The 22,072-nt window shown below is 62.2% G+C and carries 22 protein-coding genes and 2 pseudogenes; 18 read left to right on the forward strand and 6 right to left on the reverse strand.

The genetic code is table 11. The features are described from left to right. Window positions 1-10: 10 nt before the first annotated feature. Entirely contained in the window at window positions 11-790 is a 780-nt protein-coding gene (gene rsmA, locus OX460_RS28210) for a 16S rRNA (adenine(1518)-N(6)/adenine(1519)-N(6))-dimethyltransferase RsmA (RefSeq protein ID WP_251351307.1), read from the forward strand. Between the two features lie 14 nt (window positions 791-804). On the opposite strand, the gene OX460_RS28215 is transcribed toward rsmA, so the two are convergent. Then, window positions 805-1,722 (reverse strand): LysR family transcriptional regulator, encoded by a 918-nt coding sequence (locus OX460_RS28215; protein WP_034778821.1) that lies wholly within the window; start codon window positions 1,720-1,722, stop codon window positions 805-807. Between the two features lie 238 nt (window positions 1,723-1,960). Here OX460_RS28215 and OX460_RS28220 point away from each other — a divergent pair, with 238 nt between their 5' ends. From OX460_RS28220 to OX460_RS28250, 7 genes are read left to right on the forward strand one after another with little or no spacing between them, the layout of a single operon-like run. After that, window positions 1,961-3,064 carry a porin gene (locus OX460_RS28220; RefSeq protein ID WP_099666255.1) on the forward strand — a complete coding sequence of 368 codons (1,104 nt, stop codon included), beginning with the start codon at window positions 1,961-1,963 and terminating at the stop codon, window positions 3,062-3,064. A gap of 57 nt (window positions 3,065-3,121) precedes the next feature. Then, window positions 3,122-4,144 (forward strand): ABC transporter substrate-binding protein, encoded by a 1,023-nt coding sequence (locus OX460_RS28225; RefSeq protein WP_289900629.1) that lies wholly within the window; start codon window positions 3,122-3,124, stop codon window positions 4,142-4,144. Between the two features lie 21 nt (window positions 4,145-4,165). Beyond that, window positions 4,166-5,005 carry an ABC transporter permease gene (locus tag OX460_RS28230; protein ID WP_099666257.1) on the forward strand — a complete coding sequence of 280 codons (840 nt, stop codon included), beginning with the start codon at window positions 4,166-4,168 and terminating at the stop codon, window positions 5,003-5,005. Further along, window positions 5,002-5,781 carry an ABC transporter permease gene (locus tag OX460_RS28235; RefSeq protein WP_035822719.1) on the forward strand — a complete coding sequence of 260 codons (780 nt, stop codon included), beginning with the start codon at window positions 5,002-5,004 and terminating at the stop codon, window positions 5,779-5,781. The genes OX460_RS28230 and OX460_RS28235 overlap by 4 nt, the downstream gene beginning before the upstream one ends. Before the next feature lie 13 nt (window positions 5,782-5,794). Then, complete coding sequence (locus tag OX460_RS28240; protein ID WP_289900630.1) at window positions 5,795-6,826, forward strand: ABC transporter ATP-binding protein; 1,032 nt, start codon at window positions 5,795-5,797, stop codon at window positions 6,824-6,826. Window positions 6,827-6,845: 19 nt separating this feature from the next. Next, window positions 6,846-7,790 carry a nucleoside hydrolase gene (locus tag OX460_RS28245; RefSeq protein WP_289900631.1) on the forward strand — a complete coding sequence of 315 codons (945 nt, stop codon included), beginning with the start codon at window positions 6,846-6,848 and terminating at the stop codon, window positions 7,788-7,790. Window positions 7,791-7,815: 25 nt separating this feature from the next. Next, complete coding sequence (locus OX460_RS28250; RefSeq protein WP_289900632.1) at window positions 7,816-8,871, forward strand: adenosine deaminase; 1,056 nt, start codon at window positions 7,816-7,818, stop codon at window positions 8,869-8,871. A 1-nt stretch (window position 8,872) separates the two neighbouring features. Here the strand turns inward: OX460_RS28250 and OX460_RS28255 are convergent, their stop codons facing one another. Then, window positions 8,873-10,255 (reverse strand): short-chain fatty acyl-CoA regulator family protein, encoded by a 1,383-nt coding sequence (locus OX460_RS28255; protein WP_289900633.1) that lies wholly within the window; start codon window positions 10,253-10,255, stop codon window positions 8,873-8,875. 158 nt (window positions 10,256-10,413) lie between these two features. Here OX460_RS28255 and OX460_RS28260 point away from each other — a divergent pair, with 158 nt between their 5' ends. From OX460_RS28260 to mmsB, 5 genes and pseudogenes are all read left to right on the forward strand, one after another. Continuing rightward, on the forward strand, window positions 10,414-11,922 hold the full coding sequence (locus tag OX460_RS28260; protein WP_289900634.1) for a CoA-acylating methylmalonate-semialdehyde dehydrogenase: 1,509 nt from the start codon (window positions 10,414-10,416) through the stop codon (window positions 11,920-11,922). Between the two features lie 9 nt (window positions 11,923-11,931). Continuing rightward, window positions 11,932-13,092 carry an acyl-CoA dehydrogenase family protein gene (locus tag OX460_RS28265; RefSeq protein ID WP_251351301.1) on the forward strand — a complete coding sequence of 387 codons (1,161 nt, stop codon included), beginning with the start codon at window positions 11,932-11,934 and terminating at the stop codon, window positions 13,090-13,092. Continuing rightward, a complete protein-coding gene (locus OX460_RS28270; RefSeq protein ID WP_289900635.1) occupies window positions 13,089-13,874 on the forward strand; it encodes an enoyl-CoA hydratase in 786 nt (261 codons plus the stop codon). Before OX460_RS28265 ends, OX460_RS28270 begins: the two co-directional genes overlap by 4 nt. Next, on the forward strand, window positions 13,867-15,009 hold the full coding sequence (locus OX460_RS28275) for an enoyl-CoA hydratase/isomerase family protein (protein ID WP_289900636.1): 1,143 nt from the start codon (window positions 13,867-13,869) through the stop codon (window positions 15,007-15,009). The genes OX460_RS28270 and OX460_RS28275 overlap by 8 nt, the downstream gene beginning before the upstream one ends. 17 nt (window positions 15,010-15,026) lie before the next feature. Beyond that, window positions 15,027-15,935, forward strand: a pseudogene (gene mmsB / locus OX460_RS28280) (3-hydroxyisobutyrate dehydrogenase); the annotation flags it as partial. A 186-nt stretch (window positions 15,936-16,121) separates the two neighbouring features. On the opposite strand, the gene OX460_RS28285 reads toward mmsB, so the two are convergent. Continuing rightward, window positions 16,122-16,703, reverse strand: coding sequence for a DUF4369 domain-containing protein (locus OX460_RS28285; protein ID WP_099666266.1), 582 nt, complete (start codon window positions 16,701-16,703; stop codon window positions 16,122-16,124). Window positions 16,704-16,739: 36 nt separating this feature from the next. Then, entirely contained in the window at window positions 16,740-17,339 is a 600-nt protein-coding gene (locus OX460_RS28290) for a hypothetical protein (protein ID WP_289900637.1), read from the reverse strand. Window positions 17,340-17,584: 245 nt separating this feature from the next. On the opposite strand from OX460_RS28290, the gene OX460_RS28295 reads away from it, so the two are divergent. Beyond that, on the forward strand, window positions 17,585-18,310 hold the full coding sequence (locus OX460_RS28295) for an HAD family hydrolase (protein WP_251351296.1): 726 nt from the start codon (window positions 17,585-17,587) through the stop codon (window positions 18,308-18,310). 102 nt (window positions 18,311-18,412) lie between these two features. Next, window positions 18,413-19,429: a heat-inducible transcriptional repressor HrcA gene (gene hrcA / locus OX460_RS28300; protein ID WP_034745713.1), complete on the forward strand. Its 1,017-nt coding sequence runs from the start codon at window positions 18,413-18,415 to the stop codon at window positions 19,427-19,429. A 51-nt stretch (window positions 19,430-19,480) separates the two neighbouring features. On the opposite strand, the gene fur is transcribed toward hrcA, so the two are convergent. Next, window positions 19,481-19,912: a ferric iron uptake transcriptional regulator gene (gene fur / locus OX460_RS28305; RefSeq protein WP_034778781.1), complete on the reverse strand. Its 432-nt coding sequence runs from the start codon at window positions 19,910-19,912 to the stop codon at window positions 19,481-19,483. Between the two features lie 196 nt (window positions 19,913-20,108). Here fur and OX460_RS28310 point away from each other — a divergent pair, with 196 nt between their 5' ends. From OX460_RS28310 to OX460_RS28320, 3 genes are read left to right on the forward strand one after another with little or no spacing between them, the layout of a single operon-like run. After that, the gene (locus tag OX460_RS28310; protein ID WP_077408776.1) at window positions 20,109-20,732 is read left to right on the forward strand and encodes an outer membrane protein assembly factor BamE; all 624 of its coding nucleotides are present in this window, start codon (window positions 20,109-20,111) and stop codon (window positions 20,730-20,732) included. Window positions 20,733-20,751: 19 nt separating this feature from the next. Next, window positions 20,752-21,561 carry a 4-hydroxy-tetrahydrodipicolinate reductase gene (dapB, locus tag OX460_RS28315; protein ID WP_099666270.1) on the forward strand — a complete coding sequence of 270 codons (810 nt, stop codon included), beginning with the start codon at window positions 20,752-20,754 and terminating at the stop codon, window positions 21,559-21,561. 8 nt (window positions 21,562-21,569) lie between these two features. Then, entirely contained in the window at window positions 21,570-21,896 is a 327-nt protein-coding gene (locus tag OX460_RS28320) for a barstar family protein (RefSeq protein ID WP_289900638.1), read from the forward strand. Between the two features lie 57 nt (window positions 21,897-21,953). Here OX460_RS28320 and OX460_RS28325 read toward each other — a convergent pair. Next, a pseudogene (locus OX460_RS28325) lies at window positions 21,954-22,072 on the reverse strand (IS1595 family transposase); the annotation flags it as partial.

The raw sequence follows: 22,072 nt of genomic DNA on the forward strand, positions 1-22,072 counted from the left end.
AAAACAGAATATGAAACACGTTGCCCGCAAACGCTTTGGCCAGAACTTCCTGCATGACCGCTTCGTCCTCGACGACATCACGGCCGCCATCGCGCCGCAGGCGGACGATGCCATGGTCGAGATCGGCCCCGGCCTGGGCGCCATGACGGAGCAGCTGCTGCGCCATTTGAAACAGATGCATGTGGTCGAGCTGGACCGCGACCTGATCGTGCGCCTGGAAAAGACCTTCAATCCGGCCAAGCTGACGATCCACTCGGGCGATGCGCTGAAGTTTGATTTCGCGCAAATTCCCGTGCCGGCCGGCCAGAAGCTGCGTATCGTGGGCAACTTGCCGTACAACATCTCCAGCCCGCTGCTGTTCCACCTGGCGGACTTCGCGCCGCTGGTGCAGGACCAGCATTTCATGCTGCAAAAGGAAGTCGTCGAGCGCATGGTGGCCGAACCGGGCAGCAAGGCGTATGGTCGTTTGTCCGTGATGCTGCAATGGCGCTATGACATGTCGCTGCTGTTCATCGTGCCGCCGACGGCGTTCGACCCGCCGCCGAAAGTGGAATCGGCCATCGTGCGCATGATTCCCGTGGCCGAGCGCCTGGTGTGCGACCAGGCCACTCTGGAAGCGGTGGTCATGAAGGCCTTCTCGCAGCGCCGCAAGGTGATCCGCAACTGCCTGGCCGGGATGTTTACGGAAGAACAGATCAAGGCGGCCGGCATCGACCCGACCCTGCGTCCGGAAACCGTGGGCCTGGAGCAATATGTTGCTTTGGCGAACTTGCTGAAGGCGCCAGCCTAAGCCCCCGGTTTAACTTAAAACCACTGGTCGACCTGTTGCAGATCTTGCCGCAACGCTGAAAAGCAGTCGTCGACATGGTGGTTGCGGCTGATTTCATTGCGCCGCATCAAGGCGATCTTGCGCTTGCAGGTGGGCTGGCGCAGCGGCGCCACGTGCAAGTCCTCGTCATTGAGGAAAGTCGTGTACAGGCTGGGCATGATGCCCACGGCGATGCCGGCGCGCACCACGCCATACAGCGACTCGCTGTGGATCATCTGGTACAGGCTCGACGGACTCAAGCCATGCTGGCGCAGGGCGCTCGAGGCGAACTCCCAGATGCTGCCCTTGGTAAACACGACGATTTCCTGGCCCGCCAACTGTTCCCAGCGCACTTCCTTGAGCGGCGCCAGCGCATGGCGTCCCGCCGTCACCAGCACCAGCTCGTCCTCGAACAGGCCCACGCTTTCCAGCGACACGGAGCCGGGCACCTCGATGCCCACGCAAAAGTCCAGCTGGCCCGAATGCAGCGCGTGCAGCAAGCCATCGTTGGGCATGTCCGACAGGACGATTTCCACTTCATCGCCATGCTGCTCGCAGTAGCGCGCCACCACCACGGCCGTCATCGCCATGGCCGAGGGAATGGCGCCGATGCGGATGCGGTGGCGGCCGCTGCCGATGGCGCGCTGGATGTCGGCAAAGGTATTGCTCGCCGTATTCAATAAATGCGTGGCGTAATCGAGCGCCAGCTTGCCTTCGCGCGTCAGTTCCAGCTGGTGGGTTGTGCGGTTAAACAACTTTTTTCCCAGTTGATTTTCCAGCAGCTTGATCGAGGCGCTGAGGGCCGGCTGGGTCACGCACAATTCCTGTGCAGCCTTGCTGAAGCTGTTTACCCGGGCTAAGGTGGCAAACGCTTGCAAATGTCGTAAGGAAATCTTCTTGCTCAACTCATGCATGGTTTTGCTTATTAGAAAAAGTAATGGATTTATAAAAATAAACAAATTTTCTTATCCCGCAATTTACCATATTCTGGACTGGTCTTTACTTGTCTTGAATGCAACAATATTCGGGAGAAGAGCCTGGAATGCGGCGCCGGCACTTGCGGCGGTGCGCCAGGCAAGGGACGCATCAATAAAATAATTCCAAAAAAACTCAGGGTTTATTCTTTTTAGGGCGGCGGCGATGAACAAATGGATGACTGGAACGATGGTAGTTGGGGGCTTGCTGGCGGCGCAGGGCGCGGCGCAGGCGCAAAGCAGCGTGCAAGTGTATGGCTTGCTGTCGGCCGGTATCGGCTATGTATCGGATGAGGGTAACGGCAGCCGCACGCATGCGCTGAGCGGCACGAATCAGAATCCCCGCATCGGTTTCCGCGGCCAGGAAGACCTGGGCAACGGCACCAAGGCCATCTTCGCGCTGGAAAACGGTTTTAACGTCATGACGGGCACGGCTTCGCAAAGCGGCCGTCTGTTCGGTCGCCAGTCGTATGTGGGCCTGTCGAGCAACGACAAGGGCACCCTGACCCTGGGCCGCCAGTACGAAGCCGTCAAGGACTTGCTGGGTCCTGTGGTCATCGCCAGTAACGGCGTGCACATCGGCGACAACGACAATGGCTACAACAACCTGCGCGTGCAAAATGCCGTCAAGTACGTCAGCCCGAACATCAGCAACCTGTCGTTTACGGGTTTGTACGGTTTCAGCGAAAATCCGGCAGATTCCAACCGCAACCGCGTCTACAGCATGGGCGCCGGCTACAAAGTCGATGCCTTCAGCTGGGCCGTCGCCTACACCAAGATGGATCGCCCGAACAGCCCGGACGCGCCGAATGGCGCCATCGGCAATGACTATGGCAGCTCCCTGTTGATCTTCAACAAAAGCGCCGTCAAGGGCGCGGGCGTGGACAGCCAGGCCATCGCCGGCACAGGAGGCTTTTATAATGTGGGCAGGACCAAGTTCGGCGCGTTGTACACCAACGTGCGCTACCACTACCTGGACCAAAGCAATCTGACCCTGCAAAACGTGGACTTGAACGTGAACCACAAGCTGACGGAAGCGTTGAACCTGGGCGCGTCGTATTTCTTTACCACCGGAAAATATGATGTGATCAACAAGACGCCGAAATGGCATCAGGTCAACTTCCAGGCCGATTACTTCCTGTCCAAGCGCACCGATGTCGCCATCACCTGGAGCTACCAGAAAGCGGCCGGCGATGCGACGTTCGCGCGCGTGTTCGGCTTCGGCGCCTCGGGCGGCAAGACGCAAAGCGTGCTGATCGTCGGCATGCGACATTATTTCTGAGTCTGATTCATCTTTACAGGCGCTGTCCCGCAGCGCCGTCCCCTGAAAGGAAGCATCTTGAAAAAGCACCTCATGTTGGCGTTGAGCCTAGGCTTGCTGGCCAACGCCGCCCACGCGGAAAAACGCGAGCTGGTCATTTCGGCCTACCCGATTGCCCAGCCCTTGTTCATGAAGTATGTGTACGAGCCGTTCAAGGCCAAATGCGGTTGCGATATCAAGGTGGAAACGGGGAATAATGCGGACCGCATCGCCAAGCTGGTGGTGCACGCCAAGAATCCGGTGATCGACCTGGTGCTGCTGTCCGATTCCGGCATGCTGGAAGCGGCGCAAAAGGGCGTCATCCAGCCCATGGATTACTCCAAGCTGAGCAATTACAAAGCCCTGTACGACGTGGCGAAAAACCCCGTCGGCGGCAATTTCGCCGTCGGCTACACCCTGTATTCGGTCGGCCTGGTGTACCGCAGCGACAAGATCGCCCCGCTGACGTCCTGGAAGGACCTGTGGCGCCCTGAACTGAAGGGCCGCGTGGCCTTCCCTGACGTGAGCACCACGCAGGGCCCGTTGATGCTGCGCATGGCCGATGCGGCCTGGGGCGGCAAGACGGACGATTATGCCACCGGCTTTGCGAAGATCGTCGGCATGAAGGGCAACGTCGTCACCTTCTCGAAAAACAGCGCGCAGCTGGCCGCCCTGTTCGCCCAGGATGAAATCTGGGCCGCGCCCGTGGCGCGCTTCACGTGGTCGCAAATGCTCAAGACGGGCCTGCCCCTGAAATGGAGCATCCCGGCCGAAGGTCAGGCGGCGGGCATGAACGTGATGGGTATCGTGGCCGGCTCGAAGAATGCGGACCTGGCGTACCAGCTGATGGATTTCTGGCTGTCTAAGGAAGTGCAGACGCAGCTGGCGACCAACCTGGTCGACTCGCCCGTCAACAAGGACGTGCGCCTGTCCGTGGCCGCCGCGCAATTCAACACCTATGGCGCCGACCAGATCAATTCGCTGAAATTCGTCAAGCCGGAAACCATCATCAAGCAGCGCAGCAACTGGATGACGCAGTGGAACAAGGCCATGAGCAAATAGTGGTGACGAGGAGAAAACACCATGTTTGCTGATCCAAAAAAGCGCCTGGGACTGCTGCTGGTCCTGCCGGCGCTGATCTTTATCGTTGTCTGCTTCCTGCTTCCCGTGCTGGCCTTGCTGGTCGACGCCTTCCGCGTCGGCGACGGCATGCAGTGGGGCGTGGACCGCTTCGTCGAATTCTTTTCGCAAGAGTTCAACCGCACCATCTTCTGGCGCACGCTGCGCATCGCCGCGCTGGTGACGCTCGCTTCCATCATCCTCGGCTACCCGGCCGCGCAAGCCGTGGCGCGCGTGTCGCCGAAGTGGCGCGGCCTGGTGGTGGGCATGATGATCTTGCCGCTGATGGTCTCGCCGATTGCGCGTACCTACGCCTGGATCGTGCTGCTGGGCCGCAATGGCGCCGTCAACGCGGCGCTCGTCAACATGGGCTTGACGGAAGAGCCCCTGCGCCTGCTGTTCAGCGAGTTCGCCGTGTTTGTCGGCCTGCTGCAACTGCTGTTGCCGCTGATGCTGATGTCGCTGGCGGGCGCGCTGGAAAACCTGCCGCGCGACGTGGAACCGGCCGCCGCCACCCTGGGCGCCAATCCATGGCAAGTGTTTTGCAAGGTCACCCTGCCGCTGACGCAGGAAGGCCTGGTCGTCGGCGGCACCCTGGTGTTTACGGGCTGCGTGACGGCCTATGTGACGCCGGCCCTGCTGGGCGGCACCAAGGTGCTGATGCTGGAAACCCTGCTGTACCAAAAGGTCAGCGTGGAGAGCGATTTCGGTGCGGCGAATGTCATCGCCGTCATCCTCGTCTGCATGACCTTGCTGGTGAATGCCGGCCTTAAACGTATTTCCTCGAGCCGGAGTTCCGTATGAAAGAAAGCCTGTTTTCACGTGCCGTTTTATGGCTGGTATTCCTGTTCCTGCTGGGGCCTTTCGCCATCGTCGTGCTGGCCGGTTTTTCCGGCGGCGAAACCCTGGCGTTCCCGCCCGAGTCGTATTCGCTGCGCTGGATTCTGGAAGTGTGGTCGGCGCCCGAGTTCCGCCGCGCCTTCCAGACCAGCCTGGAAATCGGCCTGATCGCCACCGTCATCGCGCTGTTGCTGGGCATTCCCGTCGCGTATGCGTTTTCGCGCATGCCGCCGCCGGGCATCGGCGCCATCCGGCAGATATTGACGTCGCCGCTGATCATTCCCGCCATCCTCGTGGGCCTGGGCTTGCTGCACCACCTGGTGCTGACCATCAATGCGCCCGTCTACGTGGGCCTCTTGATCGGCCATATCGCGCTGCTGATTCCGTACTCGGTGCGCGTCGTGTACGCCAGCCTGGTGAACCTGCGCGTCGATATCGAGGATGCCGCCATCACGCTGGGCGCGTCGCGTTTGCGCGCATTTTTCATGATCGTGCTGCCGAATATCCGCAACGCCGTGATCGCCGCCTTCTTCCTCGCCTTCGTCACCTCGTTCAACCAGGTGCCCGTCTCGCTGTTCTTGACGGGCCCGGGCATCAGCACCTTGCCGATTGAGATGCTGGGACATATGGAAAACAGTTTCGATCCCTCGATCGCTGCCCTGTCGACCTTGCTGGTCTTGTTCACCATGGCCTTCGTGATGGTGACCGAGAAGGTGCTGGGCATTTCTAAATACATGTAAGAGGCAACACACCATGAGTTATCTGGAACTGCACAAGCTGAACCTCGGCTACGCCAAGAACACGACGTCCGTGAAAGACCTGGACCTGCACGTCGAGCAGGGCGAACTGATTTCCCTGCTGGGCCCCAGCGGCTGCGGCAAGACCACCACCATGCGCGCCATCGCCGGCCTGATGCCGCTGCAGTCGGGCCGCATCGTGCTCGACGGCCGCGAAATCGGCAAGCTGGCGCCGAACAAGCGCAATATCGGCATGGTCTTCCAGTCGTACGCGCTGTTCCCGCACTTGAATGTATACGACAACATCGCTTTCGGTTTGCGCTTGCGCAAGGTCACGCCAGCTTTGCTGAAAACGAAGGTGGAAGCGGTGATCGCCGCCGTCGGATTGACGGGTTTTGAAACGCGCCTGCCGGCGCAGATGTCCGGTGGCCAGCAGCAGCGCGTGGCGCTGGCGCGCGCCATCGTCGTCGAACCGGCCCTGCTGCTGCTCGACGAACCGCTGTCGAACTTGGACGCCAAGCTGCGCGTGCAGATGCGCGCCGAACTGCGCCGCATTCAGCGCGAGCTGGGCATCACCATGCTGTATGTCACGCATGACCAGGAAGAAGCGCTGGCGCTGTCCGACCGCATCGTTGTCATGAATGGCGGGCGCATCGAGCAATTGGCCGCGCCGGAAGCCGTCTTCAATACGCCGTCGACGCGCTTCGTTGCCAACTTCATGGGCTTCGAGAACCTGTTCGACTACCGCGACGGCGCGCTGCACCACGCGGGCGCCAGCCTGCCGTACGCATCGCCCGTCGCGGCCGGCACCACGGTGCTGGGCTGGCGTCCGGACAAGGTGCGCGTCTGCGCGCCCGACGACGCGGCCGGTCAATACCCGGGTACCGTGCTGGCGCGGGGCTTCCTCGGCGACACCGTCGAATACCTGCTGCAAACGCCGCTGGGCCAGGTCAAGGGCATTTGCGCGGCCGGCGGCGCCGCCTGGCGCGAAGGCACGGCCGTCTCCTTCGTGCTGCCGTCCGACAGCGCCCTGTGGCTGGGCGCGTAATTTCTTACTGGAAAGCATCATGACCCAATCCTTGAAAAAGATATGGCTCGATACCGATCCCGGTTTCGACGACTGGCTGACGATGTTGCTCTTGGGCAGCAATCCCGATATCGAGTGGCTGGGCGTGAGCGTGGTGGCGGGCAATGCGCCCGTCGACATCACCTACGACAACGCCTTGCGCATCAAGGCCCATGATGGCTTGACGGTGCCGATCTACCGCGGCTGCGAAGAGCCGCTGGCCGGCGTCATCGAAACGGCGCAGCGCATCCTCGGCGACAGCGGCATGCCGACGACGGGCGAGATCCTGCCGCCCGGCGCCGCCACGGATGCTGCCGGCCACGCCGTCGACGCGCTGATCGCCGCCGTGCGCAAGTATCCTGGCCAGATCACCATCATGGCGATTGCGCCGATGACCAACCTGGCCACGGCCTTGAGCCGCGCGCCGGACATCGCGGAAAAAATCGTCGAAATCATCCTGATGGGCGGCTCGACCGACCAGGGCAACCACACGGCGGCGGCGGAATTCAATATCTTTGCCGACCCGGAAGCGGCCGCCCAGGTGTTCCAGGCGCGCATCCCGCTGCGCATGTTCGGCTTGAACCTGTGCCGCCAGCTGCTGGTGACAAACGTGGAAGTGGAGCAGCTGCGCGCCATCGGCACGCCGCGCGCGCAGCGTCTGGCCGGTTACCTGGAAGCGTATGTGCGCATCCGCAGTGCCGACGGTTCCGTGCCCATGCCCATGTACGACCCCGTGGTGGCCCTGTACCTGGAAGCGCCGCAGCTGTTCCAGTTCCAGAGCGCCCACGTGGCCATCGAATTGACGGGCGAACTGACGCGCGGCATGACGGTGTGCGAATTCCGCGTGCCGCGCCGCGCACCCATCAACACGCAAGTGGCGATGCTGGCCGACGGCCCGGCCGCCATCGAGCGCCTGATGCGCCGCCTGGCCGCCATTCTCGTCTGACCCACTTCACTACGAAACGAGCTTCATGTCTAATTCACCCCTGAGCATCGAACAGTTTTTACGCGCCATGCCGAAAGTGGAGCTGCATTGCCACCTGTTCGGCACGGTGCGGCAAGCCACTTTCCGTGCGCTGGCCGCCAAGACGGGCAATGTCGTCACTTCCGAGGAAATCGACGCGTTTTACACGCGCGGCGACAAGCCTGTCGGCGTGCTGCGCGTGCTGCGCGCGCTCGACGCGCACCTGATCGTCTCGCCGACGGACCTGTATTGCCTCGCCTACGAATACCTGGAAGACGTGCATGGCCACGGCGTGCGCTACGCGGAATTCTTTTGGAACCCCACCGGCACCGTGCGCGTGTCGGGCATCCGCTATGACGCGGCGCAAGACGCCATCGTGGCCGCCATCCGCGACGCGCAGCGCGATTTCGGCGTGATCGGCCGTCTGATCCCCAGCATCGACCGCGAAGCGAGTCCCGCCGAAGCCGTGCAGATGGTGGAATGGATGAAGGCTTACCGCGCGCCGGAAGTCATCGGCATCGGCATCGATTACCGCGAAAACGACCGCCCGCCAGAACTCTTCATCGAAGCCTACCGCGCCGCGCGCGAGGCCGGCTTCAAGTGCACGGCGCACGCGGGCGAATTCGGCATGCCATGGATGAACGTGGAGACGGCCATCGAGCAGTTGCAGGTGGACCGGGTCGACCATGGCTACACGATTGTTGATAATCCTCAATTGGCGCAGCGCTGCGTGGAGCGCGGTCTCGTATTTACGGTCGTGCCGACCAATTCCTACTATCTGCGCACCCTGGCGCCCGAGCGCTGGGCATTGGACCACCCGATCCGCGCCATGGCCAAGCTGGGCCTGAAACTGCATCCGAATACGGACGACCCGACCCTGCACCACGTGACGCCGACGGGCGCCTGGATGATGATGCGCGAATTCGGTTTCGGCCTGGACGACATGCGCGGCTTCATGCTCAATGGCCTGGACGCGGCCTGGATAGCCGAATCCACGCGGCGCGACTGGCGCGCGCAATTTGCGCGTGAATTCGACGCGCTGCGCGCCCGGGTCGTCGAGTAAGTCAGGCGGACGCTGGCGGCGGTGCCAGCAGCGACGGAAACGCCCGCTGCGGGCAGCTTTGGCGCTCGCACACCTTGCAGCCCGTGCCGATGGGCGTGGCGCTGGTGGGGTCGTGCAGATCGAGTCCCTTCGAATAGATCAGCCGGTGCGCCTGCGAGATGTCGCAGCCCAGTGCCACGGCAAAGGTTTTGCCGGGCGCGCGGAAGCCCGGCGACGCCGTGCTGACCTGGCGCGCGATCCACAGATAGGTGCAGCCGTCGGGCATGCTGGCCACCTGCGTCAGTACCTGGCCCGGATGGCTGAAGGCGTCGTAGACGATCCACAGCGGACACGTGCCGCCCACTCTGGAAAAATGGAAGTCCGTGGCCGACTGGCGCTTCGAGACATTGCCGGCCCGGTCGACGCGCACAAAGAAGAATGGCAGTCCCGCCGCCTCGGGGCGCTGCATGGTGCTCAGGCGGTGGCATACGGCTTCGAAACCCACGCCGAACTGGTGTGCCAGGCGCTCGATATCGTAGGCGCGCGTTTCCGCCGCCTGCAGGAAGCGCTGGTACGGCATCAGCAGGGCGCCGGCGAAATAATTGGAAAAGGCCAGGCGCGCGCTCGTTTGCGCGGCCGCGCCGGAGAATCCCGCCGTCAGCACGAGGGCGTCGATCAGCTCGCTGTGCTCGAGCAGGCTGATCTGCGCCGCCATCTGGAAGGCGCGCTGGCCGCCCGTCAGGGTGTCGGGCAGCCACAAGATGTGTTGCTGGGCGTCATAGCGGTGCTTGCGCACCATGCCCGCGTCGCCATCGGATAGTTGGACCCGGATGCCGTGGCGATCCAGCAGACGCCCTTGCAGCGCATCGAGCGTGCGCAGGGATGGATCGAGTTCACCCGCCACGCTTTCCGCCGCCCGGTCCAGCTCATCGATGTAATTTTGCCGCCGGTTCAGGTATTCGCGCACTTCCTCGTCCGTGGACGGCGCCGCCGAACTTGCGCCGCGGCTGCCATCGTCTAGGCGTGCGGCCAGCGTGTCGGCCCGCTCCGCCATCACCCGGTAGCGCCGCTGCAAGAGCAAAATCGAGCGGGCCAGTTCCGGCATGTTTTCCACCAGCATTTTGAGTTCCGCCATCGAGGTGGGCGGCGCGTCGGGCAATTCGCCGAACACGTCGCGCACGTCGGCCACCAGGCTGGCGCTGTCGTGTTCGGAAAAGATTTGCGGATCGACCCCCAGCACGCTGCCGATGCGCAGCAAAATGGGCACCGTCAGCGGGCGCTGGTTGCGCTCCATCTGGTTCAGGTAGCTGGGCGAAATGCCCAGGGACTTGGCCAGCGCCACCTGCGTCATGCGCCGTTCCTCGCGCAGGCGCTGCAGGCGCACGCCCATGAAAACCTTTGCCATCGCGTTTCCTCTTCCCCGGTTTGTGGAGTCTGCAAATTTACAATCTTTGCAGATTAACAGATTCAGCTTTGCATTATCTCGCATTTTCACGCCTTGTTTGCGGCCCGTATTGTGCGAATAATGCAAACAGACCTATACCCCCAATGAGGAGACACCGAGTGACCACGCAAACTTCCATCCCTACCGTTCCACTGCTGATCAACGGCGAGTGGGTTGAATCGACCACCACCGTCTGGCGCGACGTCGTCAACCCTGCCACGCAGGAAGTCCTGGCCAAGGTACCGTTCGCCACGCCGGAGGAAGTCAATGCGGCCATCGCCTCGGCCCAGCGCGCCTTCAAGACCTGGCGCAAGACGCCGATCGGCGCGCGCGCCCGCATTTTCCTCAAATTGCAGCAGCTGATCCGTGAAAACATGGCCGACCTGGCCGCCACCCTGACGATGGAACAGGGCAAGACCCTGCTCGACGCGGAAGGCGACGTCTTCCGCGGCCTGGAAGTGGTGGAACATGCGGCCAATATCGGCACCCTGCAAATGGGCGAGTACGCGCAAAACGTGGCCGGCGGCGTCGATACCTACAGCGTGATGCAGCCGCTGGGCGTGTGCGCGGGCATTACCCCGTTCAATTTCCCCGCCATGATCCCCCTGTGGATGTTCCCGATGGCAATTGCCTGCGGCAATACTTTCGTGCTGAAACCATCGGAGCAAGATCCGCTGGTGACGGAAAAACTCGTGCGCCTGGCCTTGCAGGCGGGCATCCCTGCCGGCGTGCTGAACGTGATTCACGGCGGCGAAGACGTGGTCAATGCCCTGTGCGACCATCCGGACATCAAGGCCATCTCGTTCGTAGGTTCGAGCAAGGTGGGCACGCATGTGTACCAGCGCGCCAGCCTGAACGGCAAGCGCGCGCAATGCATGATGGGCGCCAAGAACCACGCCGTCGTCTTGCCTGACGCCAACAAGGAACAAACCCTGAATCAGTTGTTGGGCGCAGGCTTCGGCGCCGCCGGCCAGCGCTGCATGGCCGCGTCCGTCGCCGTGCTGGTGGGCGAAGCGCGCGACTGGCTGCCGGAACTGGCGGCCAAGGCACAAACCCTGACCGTGGGCGCGGGCAAGGACAATCCGGACCTGGGCCCTGTCATTTCCTGCGCAGCCAAGGATCGCGTGCACAGCCTGGTCGCCAAGGGCATCGAGCAGGGCGCCGTGCTGACTCTCGATGGCCGCGACGTGAAGGTCGATGGCTATCCAAACGGCAACTTCGTCGGACCGACGATTCTGTCCGGCGTGAAACCCGGCATGGTCGTATATGACCAGGAAATCTTTGGCCCCGTCCTGATCGTCGTCGAAGTCGATACCCTGGATGAAGCGATTGCCCTGGTGAATGCGAATCCGAACGGCAATGGCACTGCCCTGTTCACGCAAAGCGGCGCGGCCGCCCGTTATTTCCAGGAAGAAATCGACGTGGGCCAGGTCGGCATCAACGTGCCCATCCCCGTGCCCGTTCCCCTGTTCAGCTTTACGGGTTCGCGTGGCTCGAAACTGGGCGACCTGGGCCCGTTCGGCAAGCAAGTCGTGCTGTTCTACACGCAGACGCAGACGATCACCCAGCGCTGGTTCACGGACGCGGCCTCGGTGGGCAAGGTCAACACCACCATCAGCCTGAAATAAGGAGCTGGCATGGACTTTGAACTGAGCGACGAGCAGCGCGAGTTCCAGCAGGCGGCGCGCGCGTTTGCCGAAGGTGAACTGGCGCCGCACGCGGCCCATTGGGACGCGGAATCGATTTTTCCCGTGGAAACCATCGCCAAGGCGGGCGAGATGGGCTTTTGCGGCCTGTACACGCCGCAGCGCTGGGGCGGCCTGGGCCTGTCCCGCCAGGATGCGGCCATCGTCTTCGAGGAGCTGGCCGGCGGCTGCACCTCGACCACGGCCTACATCACCATCCACAACATGGCCACCTGGATGCTGTCGCGCTGGGGGCAGGAAGCCCTGTGCGACGAGTGGGTGCCTGCTCTGGCGGCCGGCCAGAAGCTGGCCAGCTATTGCCTGACGGAACCGCAGTCCGGTTCCGACGCGGCCTCCTTGCGCACCAAGGCAGTGAAGGAGGGCGATTTTTATGTGCTCGACGGCACGAAAGCCTTCATTTCCGGCGCGGGCCAGACGGATATGCTGATCGTCATGGCGCGCACGGGCGGCGAGGGCGCGGCCGGCATTTCCGCGTTTGCCGTGCCGGCGAATTTGCCCGGCATCGTGTATGGCAAGAAAGAAGAAAAGATGGGCTGGAACAGCCAGCCCACGCGCATCATCAGCTTCGACCAGGTGAAAGTGCCTGTTGGCAACTTGCTGGGCGCGGAAGGCGAAGGCTTTGCCATCGCCATGAAGGGCATCGATGGCGGTCGCATCAATATCGCCGTGTGCTCGGTGGGCACGGCGCAGGCGGCCCTCACACGGGCGCAGGCCTACATGAAGGAGCGCACGCAGTTCGGCCGCGAGCTGGCCCAGTTCCAGGCCCTGCAATTTAAGCTGGCCGACATGCTGACGGAGCTGGTGGCGGCGCGCCAGATGGTGCGCCTGGCTGCTTGGAAACTGGACCAGGAAAGCCCTGACGCCACGGCATATTGCGCTATGGCAAAACGTTTCGCCACGGATGTGGGTTTCAATGTGGCCAACGATGCGCTGCAATTGCATGGCGGCTACGGCTATATCCGCGAGTATCCGCTCGAGCGCCACGTGCGCGACACGCGGGTGCACCAGATCCTGGAAGGGACGAATGAAATCATGCGCCTGATCGTCGCGCGAGCGATCTTGAAAGACGGCGCCACGGAGACCTTACGATGACCAAAGTGTATACCAATCTGCTGCTGGAACGCCGTGGCCATACGGCCCTGGTGACCCTCGACAACCCGCCCGCCCACACGTGGACCCTGGACAGCCTGCGCGCCCTGAAGGAGCTGGTGGCCGACCTGAATGGGGACCCGGACGTGTATGCGCTCGTGATCACGGGCGGCGGCGCCAAGTTCTTTTCGGCCGGCGCCGATTTGAAAGTGTTTGCCGACGGCAACAAGGATATGGCGTTCGCCATGGCCGCCGCGTTTGGCGAGGCGTTCGAGGCGCTGTCCGCGTTTCGCGGCGTCAGCATCGCCGCCATCAATGGCTACGCCATGGGCGGCGGCCTGGAATGCGCGCTGGCGTGCGATATCCGCATTGCCGAGGAACATGCGCAGATGGCCCTGCCTGAAGCGTCCGTCGGCTTGCTGCCGTGCGCGGGCGGCACGCAGCATTTGCCGTGGCTGGTGGGCGAAGGCTGGGCCAAGCGCATGATTCTGTGCGGCGAGCGGGTCGATGCGGCCAAGGCCCTGGCCATCGGCCTCGTCGAGGAAGTCGTGCCAACCGGCAAGGCTGCCGCCACGGCGCTGGCGCTGGCCGCCAAGGTGGCCCGCCAAAGCCCCAGCAGCGTGACGGCGTGCAAGACCCTGATCCAGGGCGCGCGCAGCCATCCGCTGGTCGCGTCCCTGCCCGATGAACGCACCCTGTTCCTCGGCCTGTTCGATACGCAAGACCAGAAAGAAGGCGTGCAAGCGTTCCTGGAAAAACGTCCGGCGGAGTGGAAGAATGGCTGAAAATACTGTGGCTGAAACCTTGGTTGAGACCGTCAAGATAGAAGAGCGGGAATGTCCCGGCGGCATGAAGCTGGGCGTCATCACCCTCGATGCGCCAAAGTCCTTGCACGCGCTGACCCTGGACATGATACGCGCCATCGATGGCGCCCTCGTGCGCTGGGCCGGTGACGAGGCCATCGCCTGCGTGGTGCTGCAATCGTCGACCGACAAGGCCTTCTGCGCGGGCGGCGACGTGCGCAGCCTGCGTTCGGCCGTCGTCGAGCAAGCGGGTGTCGTGCCGAACCCGCAGGCGCTGGCCTTCTTTGCCGAGGAATACCGGCTCGACCACCGCATCCACACGTATGCGAAACCGCTGCTGGTGTGGGGCGGCGGCATCGTCATGGGCGGCGGCCTGGGGCTGATGGCGGGCGCCAGCCACCGCGTCGTGACGGAAAGCACGCGCATCGCCATGCCGGAAATCACGATTGGCTTGTTCCCGGACGTGGGCGGCAGCTGGTTCCTGGGCCGCATGCCGGGTCGCAGCGGCCTGTTCCTGGGGCTGACGGGGGCACCGATGAACGCGGCTGACGCCCTGTTTGCGGGGCTGGGCGACTATTTCCTGCGCCAGGAAGAGCGGAACATGGTGCTCGACGCGCTGGCGCTGGCGCAATGGCAAGCCAGCCCGCAGGCGAACAGCGAGCAGCTGGACCGCCTGCTGCGCGGCTTCTCGGCTCCCGCGTCCTTGCTGCCCGTATCCGAAGTGCGCGCCAACTTCGACGCCATCGCCGCGCTGACGCAAGCGCCCACCTTGCCCGAAGTGGTGGCCGCCATCGCCGCGTATGACGGCGATTCGGCCTGGCTGCAAAAGGCGGCCCACTCGCTGCACAAGGGCGCGCCCAGTTCCGCTGCCCTGGTCTGGGCCATGCGCGAACGCACGCGCCATATGAGTTTGGCGCAAGTGTTCCAGCTGGAATTGATCGTTGCCGTGCAGTGCTGCGCCCATGCGGACTTCAGCGAAGGCGTGCGCGCCTTGCTGATCGACAAGGACAACGCGCCGCAGTGGCAGCCGGCCAGCCTGGCCGGCGTCGGCGACGCGTATCTCAATGGATATTTCACGGCGCCGTGGGATAGCCATCCTTTGCGCGACCTACATTAAAAGAACAACAGGAGACTTTAAAAATGCAACATATCGCTTTCATCGGCTTGGGCAACATGGGCGCGCCGATGGCCCGCAACCTGGTGGCCGCCGGCTTCCACGTATCCGTATTCGACCTGACGCCGGCGGCCGTGGCGTCGCTGGTCGAGGCGGGCGCCACGGCGGCCGCGTCCGCCAGCGCGGCCGTGCAGACGGCTGACGCCGTCATCACCATGTTGCCAGCCAACAAGCACGTGCAGGAGCTGTACCTGGCGGCGGGCGGCGTGCTGGACTCGGCCAAGCCCGGCGCCCTGTTCATCGATTGCAGCACCATCGCCGCCGATGTGGCGCGGCAAGTGGCGCAGGCGGCCAGCGAGCGGGGCTTTACCATGATCGATGCGCCCGTTTCGGGCGGCACGGCGGGCGCGGCGGCCGGCACCCTGACCTTTATCGTCGGCGGCAGCGAAGCAGGCTTGCAGCAGGCGCGTCCCTTGCTGGAAAAGATGGGCAAGAACATCTTCCATGCGGGCGAGGCGGGCGCGGGCCAGGTGGCGAAGATTTGCAACAACATGCTGCTGGGCATCTTGATGGCGGGGACGGCCGAAGCGCTGAATCTGGGCGTGGCGCATGGCCTGGATCCGAAAGTGTTGTCCGACATCATGGCCAAGAGTTCGGGCCGCAACTGGACCCTGGAAGTGTATAACCCGTGGCCCGGCGTCATGGATGGCACGCCCGCGTCGCGCAATTACACGGGCGGCTTTGGCACGGCGCTGATGCTGAAAGACCTGGGCCTGGCGCAGCAGTCGGCCCTGTCGGCGAACGCGCCCACGCCCTTGGGCGGCCTGGTGCGGCAGATGTACCAGATGCATGCGCAAGCCGGTTATGCGCAGCAGGATTTTTCCAGCATCGTGCAGATGTTGCAGCCGGGCTTGAATAAGCCCGCGTGAGAAATTCTGGGCAAAAAAAAGCCCGCTGGTAAAAGCGGGCTAAATCCAATTCTTGGAAGAGTTGGAGGAGACAGATGCATTATGCTGCATCGCCACATATAACTCCAATTTATCTTTGGAATATCAATTATAGATTTCCATGATATCTCTTCCCGGTAGCCGCCTGGCGGCTACCGTTGCTGCAACTCAGACGGGTTTGCAGGCGATCTTCACCGTCGTTACATTCCCTTCGCCCATGGTGCCTTTTTCGGTACCTGGGGCCAGGTCGCACTGCAGACCCTTCGGCTGAACGGAGACGCTGACGGCATAGGTGTCGCCATAGTCGACTGGGCCGGCCATGGTAAACGTCGTGGTGTCCTTGGCCACCGTTGTTATTGTACTACCGTTAATCAGCACCAGGCCATCCACGGTCAGGCCGGAAATCGTGCCGCCCACGGTATATTTGTTTTGCAAGCAAGTAACAGCGGCGCTGATATTGATGTAATGACCAGCCGAGCCGGAACCGCCGCTGATGCTGCAAGTCATGTGGGCCGGTTGTTTGTTGAAGGTGATGTTGTAGTCGGTGCCATAGTCGATGCGCTTGATAAAAGTGAACGACGTTTTGCCCGCAGGAACCGGGAGGGTGTCGCTGCCATTTGCCAGGATCAGCCCTTCATTGGTCAAGCCAAAGATCGTTCCGCCGACCTCATACGAGGCCTTGCCGCCGCAAGCGGCCAGTCCCAGGGTCAGCAGCAGCGCGGCGAGTGGGCGCAAGCAGGATAACTTCATGTATTTCTCCAAAAAATAGGTGACGGATCGCAAGGATTACTGCGGCGTGCAGTCAAGTGTGGCCGCGGTCGTGGCGGCAGAGCCCATCGTGCCGACCGTATCGCTGGCGTCGGTACTCTTTGAACCCTGGAAGCGGCACGTCAGGCCCGTTGGCTGAGCCAGTATGGAAATACCGTACGGGGCGCCGTCAGCTACCGAAGTGAATGTGTAGGCGGTGGCGCCAGCCGACAGGGTGATGCCTTTGGGGCCCATCACCAGGCGCAAGCCATCGGCGGTCAGGCCTGTGATCGTGCCATTCAGCGGGTAGCTGTTGGTTGTGCAGCTCACCAAGGCCGTGTTCACGGAATAGCTCGATGCCTTGCCGGCGCCATTGGCGATGGTGCAAACGGCGCCCTTGGGCTGTTCCGCGATGGTAATATTGTAGCGGTCATCGTTCTTGACCAGCTTGGTGAAGACGACGGTGCCCTGGCCCACAGGAACCGGCAAGCGTTCCCCGTCATTCTGGAGAATCAGGCCATCCTTGGCCAGGCCGCTGACTGAGACTTGCAGATACAGGTTGCCGCCGCTGCCGCCGCAGGCTGCCAGGGTGACGGCGCAAGCCGCCGCCAGCATCGAGCGCAGGTACAAATTTTTCATACATTCTCCAAAACGAATTAAGTTGGGTAGCGCAACGCGGACGCTGGCGCCGCATTGGAATGGCGCCTATTTTAGTCTATCTGGCAAGCTGGATGACCTTGCCTTGTATCACCCTGTAACAATTTTTCGCCGGGAAGCGCTGGCCCGGCCCCATTTCACGGGGGCGCAGCCATGCCGGCGGCGTCGATCGGTGCGACAATAGACGCACCCTGCGCAACGTGACGCAGCATCCCATTGTGAGTCCCATGTCCCTTGCCCCCGTAAAACCCGCCGTGCCGCCCAAGGCCATCCTGTTTGACCTCGACGATACCTTGTGGCCCATCGCGCCCGTGATCGCCGCCGCGGAAACCCTGCTGCACGACTGGCTGGCCACGCATGCGCCCAAGGTGGCGCGGCAGTTTTCCATCGAGGTGCTGCGCCAGCACCGCCTGGCCATGCTCAAGGAACAACCGCATTTCCATGGCAACCTGATCGAGTTGCGCCGCGCGGGCCTGCTGGCCGCCTTCGAGGCTGCCGGCGAGGATCCCGCCCTGGTCGACGGCGCTATCCTGCAATTCCTGGCCGCGCGCAACCGCGTCCAGCCGTATGACGACGTCTTGCCGGGCCTGGCCTGGATGCGCCAGCGCATGCTGGTCGGTTCGATCTCGAATGGCAATGCGGACCTTGACATTATCGGCCTGGCGCAGCATTTCAAGGTATCGATCGCCGCCAGCGATTTTGGCGTGGCCAAGCCCGACGCCAGCATCTTCCTGGCAGCTTGCGCCGCGCTGGACGTCGCGCCCCATGAAGCCGTGTATGTGGGCGACGACCTGTATTTCGACGTGACGGGAGCGCAGGGGGCGGGCATGCGCGCCGTCTGGATGAACCGCAAGGGCAGCGATGCGCACCTGGCCGCCGGCGTGCAGCCCGACGCCATCTGCGCCAACTTTGATGAATTGTTGCTGTGGTTGCAAGGGCAACTGGAAGATTGATCGCCGCAGGCCGGGCGAACGTGCATAATAGGCGCTGTTGACGCACGTTCGGCCGCTTTCGTTGCCGCTTGCTTAACAAAATACTTGCCTAAATAAAACACCATGCAACTCGATACACGTGCCCAAACACTGCTGAAAGCCCTGGTCGAGCGATATATCGCCGACGGCCTGCCGGTCGGTTCGCGCGCCTTGTCGAAAATTTCCGGCCTCGACCTGTCGCCGGCCACGATCCGCAACATCATGGCCGACCTGGAAGAGCTCGGTTATGTGTCCAGTCCGCACACCTCGGCGGGACGCATCCCCACGCCGCGCGGCTACCGCATCTTTGTCGACACCTTGCTGACCGTGCGGCACCTGGACGAGCACCTGGTGGAATCGCGCATGCGCCTGCAGACGCCGCAACCGCAAAAAACCATCGCCAACGCGGCGCAGATGCTGTCGTCGCTGTCGCAGTTTGCCGGCGTCGTGCTCAGTCCGCGCCGCGAATCCGTGTTCCAGCAAATCGAATTCCTGCGCCTGTCGGAAAAACGCATCCTGCTCGTCATCGTCGCGCCCGGCGGCGACGTGCAGAACCGTTTATTGCTGACGGAGGCCGACTATACGCCGGCGCAACTGGTGCAATCGGCCAATTACATCAATCAGAATTATGGCGGCCTGTCCTTCGATGCCGTGCGCGTGCGCCTGCAGGGCGAATTGCGCCAGTTACGCGACGATATGGGCAGTTTGATGCAGGCGGCCGTGGAAGCGGGCAGCGAAGCGATGGCCGACCATAGCGATGACATGGTGATTTCCGGCGAGCGCAACTTGCTCAGCGTGAGCGATCTGTCGTCGAACATGCATTCGCTGCGCCAGATGTTCGACATGTTCGAGCAAAAAACGGGCTTGATGCAGCTGCTCGACGTGTCGAGCAAGGCGACGGGCGTGCAGATTTTTATCGGCGGCGAATCGAACCTGGTGCCGATGGATGAGATGAGCGTGGTGACGGCGCCGTATGAAGTCAACGGCAAGATCGTGGGAACGTTGGGAGTGATCGGGCCGACGCGCATGGCTTACGAGCGCGTCATTCCGATCGTCGATATCACGGCCAAGCTGCTGTCAAGCGCGCTGAGCCATCATTGATCGTACTGCCTGGCGCGCCGGCCGTTCCCTTGCGGAAACGGCCGGCTTGGGTCAGGCTGTTTTGTGCGGGCAAGCCGTCTTGATGCAGTTGCCGTAGATGGCCAAAGCGTGTTCGGCGATCTTGAAGCCGCGTTCTTCGGCCACTTTTTGCTGGCGCACTTCGATGTCTTCGTCGAAGAATTCTTCGACCCGGCCACAGTCGAGGCACACCAGATGGTCGTGGTGGGAGCCTTCGTTGAGCTCGAAAATCGCCTTGCCGGTTTCAAAATGGTTGCGATTGAGCAAGCCGGCCTGTTCGAATTGCGTCAGGACGCGATAGACAGTTGCCAAACCGACATCCATATTGTCGGCCAGCAGAATCTTGTAGACGTCTTCCGCGGTCAGGTGGCGTACCGGGCTACTCTGGAAGATATCGAGTATCTTCAGCCGTGGCAGGGTGGCTTTCAGGCCGCTTGCCTTGAGATCACTAGGATTGTTACTCATGTTTGTTGCTCGTATGTGGGTCAGGTGCTTTATCATATAGCGTTTTGTCGGGGAGTGCCAAAATATGCTTTTTTTTGGCGGGCCGGTCACTCCTGGCGTTTTGTTCATCCAATTGAGGTCATTTATGCGCGTAACACCGGCTGTATTGCCATCTCTCTGGCACCGTATTCCATTTCGAGCACCAGTCTTGGCAGGCATGGTCTGTGTCGCGCTGGCCATGTCCGGCTGCGCCAACCGTGGCATCCTGGGCGAAAAGCCGGCAGCTGCTCAAAAAGAAGGCAAGGAACTGGTTCCCGAACAGGGCGCACAAACGACCACCATTACGCCGCTGCAAAAATTCATGTGGTTTTTCTCGCCCTACCGTCCTGATATTCAACAAGGCAACTTTGTCTCCGAAGAGATGCTGGCCCAGTTGAAAGTGGGCATGACGCGCGACCAGGTGCGTTTCGTCCTCGGCACCTCGCTGCTGACTGATATCTTCCATGCCGACCGCTGGGATTATCCATTCCGCCTGGCACGGGGCAGTGGCGAAACCACCAGCAGCCGCGTGGTCGTGTACTTCGGCAAGGATGGCAAGGTTGAACGTTTCGAAGGCGGTAACTTGCCGACGGAGAAAGAATACATCGACCGCATCGCCGGTCCGTCGCCGTTCGCCAAGGTCGCCAAGGCCGACGCGCCAGCCGCCGCCGTGCCGTCGCCCGTGGCGCCGAGCGCCGTGCCCGTGCCGGCCGATGCCGCTCCTGCCATTCCTGTGAGCAAGCCGGAAGTGACGCCTGCGCCTGCCGCCGAGCCTGCACCTGCTGCCGAACCCACCAAATAAGTTGCTGTAAGAGAATAAAATGACTGAACTGAAAATTGCCATCGCTGGCGCCAGCGGCCGCATGGGCCATATCCTGATCGAAGCGGTCAGCAATGCGCCCGACGCCGTGCTGGCCGGCGCGCTCGACCGTGCCGGTTCGCCGTCGATCGGACAGGATGCGGCCGCCTTCCTCGGCAAGCCGGCCGGCGTGCTGACGCAGTCCGACCTGGCGAAGGGACTGGCGAACGCCGACTTCCTGATCGATTTCACGCGTCCGGAAGGCACTTTGCAGCACCTGGCGTATTGCGCCGAGCACGGTATCAAGATGATCATCGGCACCACCGGTTTCGATGACGCTGGCAAGGCTGCCATTGCCGCCGCCGCCGAAAAGACGGCCATCATGTTCGCGCCGAACATGAGCGTGGGCGTGAATGTCACCATGAAATTGCTGGAACTGGCCGCGAAAAGCTTGTCCGAAGGCTACGACATTGAAATTATCGAAGCCCATCACCGCTTCAAGGTCGATGCGCCGTCGGGCACGGCCCTGCAAATGGGTGAAGTGGTGGCCGGCGCCCTGGGACGCGACTTGAAGGAATGCGCCGTGTACGGCCGCGAAGGCGTGACGGGCGAACGCGACCCGTCGACCATCGGCTTTGCCACCATCCGCGGCGGCGATATCGTGGGCGACCATACGGTGTTGTTTGCCGGCATCGGCGAGCGCATCGAGATCAGCCACAAGTCGAGCAGCCGCGTCACCTACGCCCACGGCGCCCTGCGCGCCGCGCGTTTCCTGGCCGACAAGCCCACCGGCCTGTTCGACATGCAGGATGTGCTGTCGCTGAAGAACTGAGGAAGACCATGGCCACTGCCATCCTGAATGGAAAAGACATCACCGACGCAGCGAGCTTCCACGGGCAATGCGTGCAAGCCTTCGGTTTCCCCGAGTTTTACGGCAACAGCATGGATGCCTGGGTCGATTGCCTCAGCTACCTGCGCGACGACGAAAACATGACGCAGTTCCGTTTGAAGCCGAACGAAGTGCTCGACATCGTCGTACAGGACGCCGAAAGCATGAAGGCGCAAGTGCCTGATTTACTGGAAGAAATCACGTTCTGTATCGCCGGCATCAACGAGCGCTATGAAGATTACGGTGAAAAACCGGCGTTGAAACTGGTGCTGAAATAAGGCTGAATCGATAAAAAAACGCCGGACAGTGTTGCCACTGGCCGGCGTTTTTCTTGGCTATGTCACCGTCAAATGTGGGAATGCTCCCAGCGTTGCTTTCAATAACGTTTCTGGTGAGCGGATACGCCTGGCGTCGAGTATCCAGCGCCAGCCCAGGTAATTCGGCAGGTAGCGCG

Source organism: Janthinobacterium sp. SUN033 (genome assembly GCF_030397595.1).
GTDB classification, from domain to species: Bacteria; Pseudomonadota; Gammaproteobacteria; order Burkholderiales; family Burkholderiaceae_D; genus Janthinobacterium; species Janthinobacterium kumbetense.

Bases quoted from the DNA above. Each gene is read 5' to 3' on its own strand.
- OX460_RS28235 (WP_035822719.1), top strand. From the start codon at position 5,002: ATGAAAGAAAGCCTGTTTTCACGTGCCGTTTTATGGCTGGTATTCCTG.
- OX460_RS28240 (WP_289900630.1), top strand. From the start codon at position 5,795: ATGAGTTATCTGGAACTGCACAAGCTGAACCTCGGCTACGCCAAGAAC.
- OX460_RS28265 (WP_251351301.1), top strand. From the start codon at position 11,932: ATGGACTTTGAACTGAGCGACGAGCAGCGCGAGTTCCAGCAGGCGGCG.
- OX460_RS28295 (WP_251351296.1), top strand. From the start codon at position 17,585: ATGTCCCTTGCCCCCGTAAAACCCGCCGTGCCGCCCAAGGCCATCCTG.
- OX460_RS28275 (WP_289900636.1), top strand. From the start codon at position 13,867: ATGGCTGAAAATACTGTGGCTGAAACCTTGGTTGAGACCGTCAAGATA.
- hrcA (WP_034745713.1), top strand. From the start codon at position 18,413: ATGCAACTCGATACACGTGCCCAAACACTGCTGAAAGCCCTGGTCGAG.
- OX460_RS28250 (WP_289900632.1), top strand. From the start codon at position 7,816: ATGTCTAATTCACCCCTGAGCATCGAACAGTTTTTACGCGCCATGCCG.
- OX460_RS28220 (WP_099666255.1), top strand. From the start codon at position 1,961: ATGACTGGAACGATGGTAGTTGGGGGCTTGCTGGCGGCGCAGGGCGCG.
- OX460_RS28270 (WP_289900635.1), top strand. From the start codon at position 13,089: ATGACCAAAGTGTATACCAATCTGCTGCTGGAACGCCGTGGCCATACG.
- fur (WP_034778781.1), bottom strand. From the start codon at position 19,912: ATGAGTAACAATCCTAGTGATCTCAAGGCAAGCGGCCTGAAAGCCACC.
- OX460_RS28290 (WP_289900637.1), bottom strand. From the start codon at position 17,339: ATGAAAAATTTGTACCTGCGCTCGATGCTGGCGGCGGCTTGCGCCGTC.
- OX460_RS28310 (WP_077408776.1), top strand. From the start codon at position 20,109: ATGGTCTGTGTCGCGCTGGCCATGTCCGGCTGCGCCAACCGTGGCATC.
- OX460_RS28255 (WP_289900633.1), bottom strand. From the start codon at position 10,255: ATGGCAAAGGTTTTCATGGGCGTGCGCCTGCAGCGCCTGCGCGAGGAA.
- OX460_RS28285 (WP_099666266.1), bottom strand. From the start codon at position 16,703: ATGAAGTTATCCTGCTTGCGCCCACTCGCCGCGCTGCTGCTGACCCTG.
- dapB (WP_099666270.1), top strand. From the start codon at position 20,752: ATGACTGAACTGAAAATTGCCATCGCTGGCGCCAGCGGCCGCATGGGC.
- OX460_RS28215 (WP_034778821.1), bottom strand. From the start codon at position 1,722: ATGCATGAGTTGAGCAAGAAGATTTCCTTACGACATTTGCAAGCGTTT.
- OX460_RS28320 (WP_289900638.1), top strand. From the start codon at position 21,570: ATGGCCACTGCCATCCTGAATGGAAAAGACATCACCGACGCAGCGAGC.
- OX460_RS28230 (WP_099666257.1), top strand. From the start codon at position 4,166: ATGTTTGCTGATCCAAAAAAGCGCCTGGGACTGCTGCTGGTCCTGCCG.
- rsmA (WP_251351307.1), top strand. From the start codon at position 11: ATGAAACACGTTGCCCGCAAACGCTTTGGCCAGAACTTCCTGCATGAC.
- OX460_RS28245 (WP_289900631.1), top strand. From the start codon at position 6,846: ATGACCCAATCCTTGAAAAAGATATGGCTCGATACCGATCCCGGTTTC.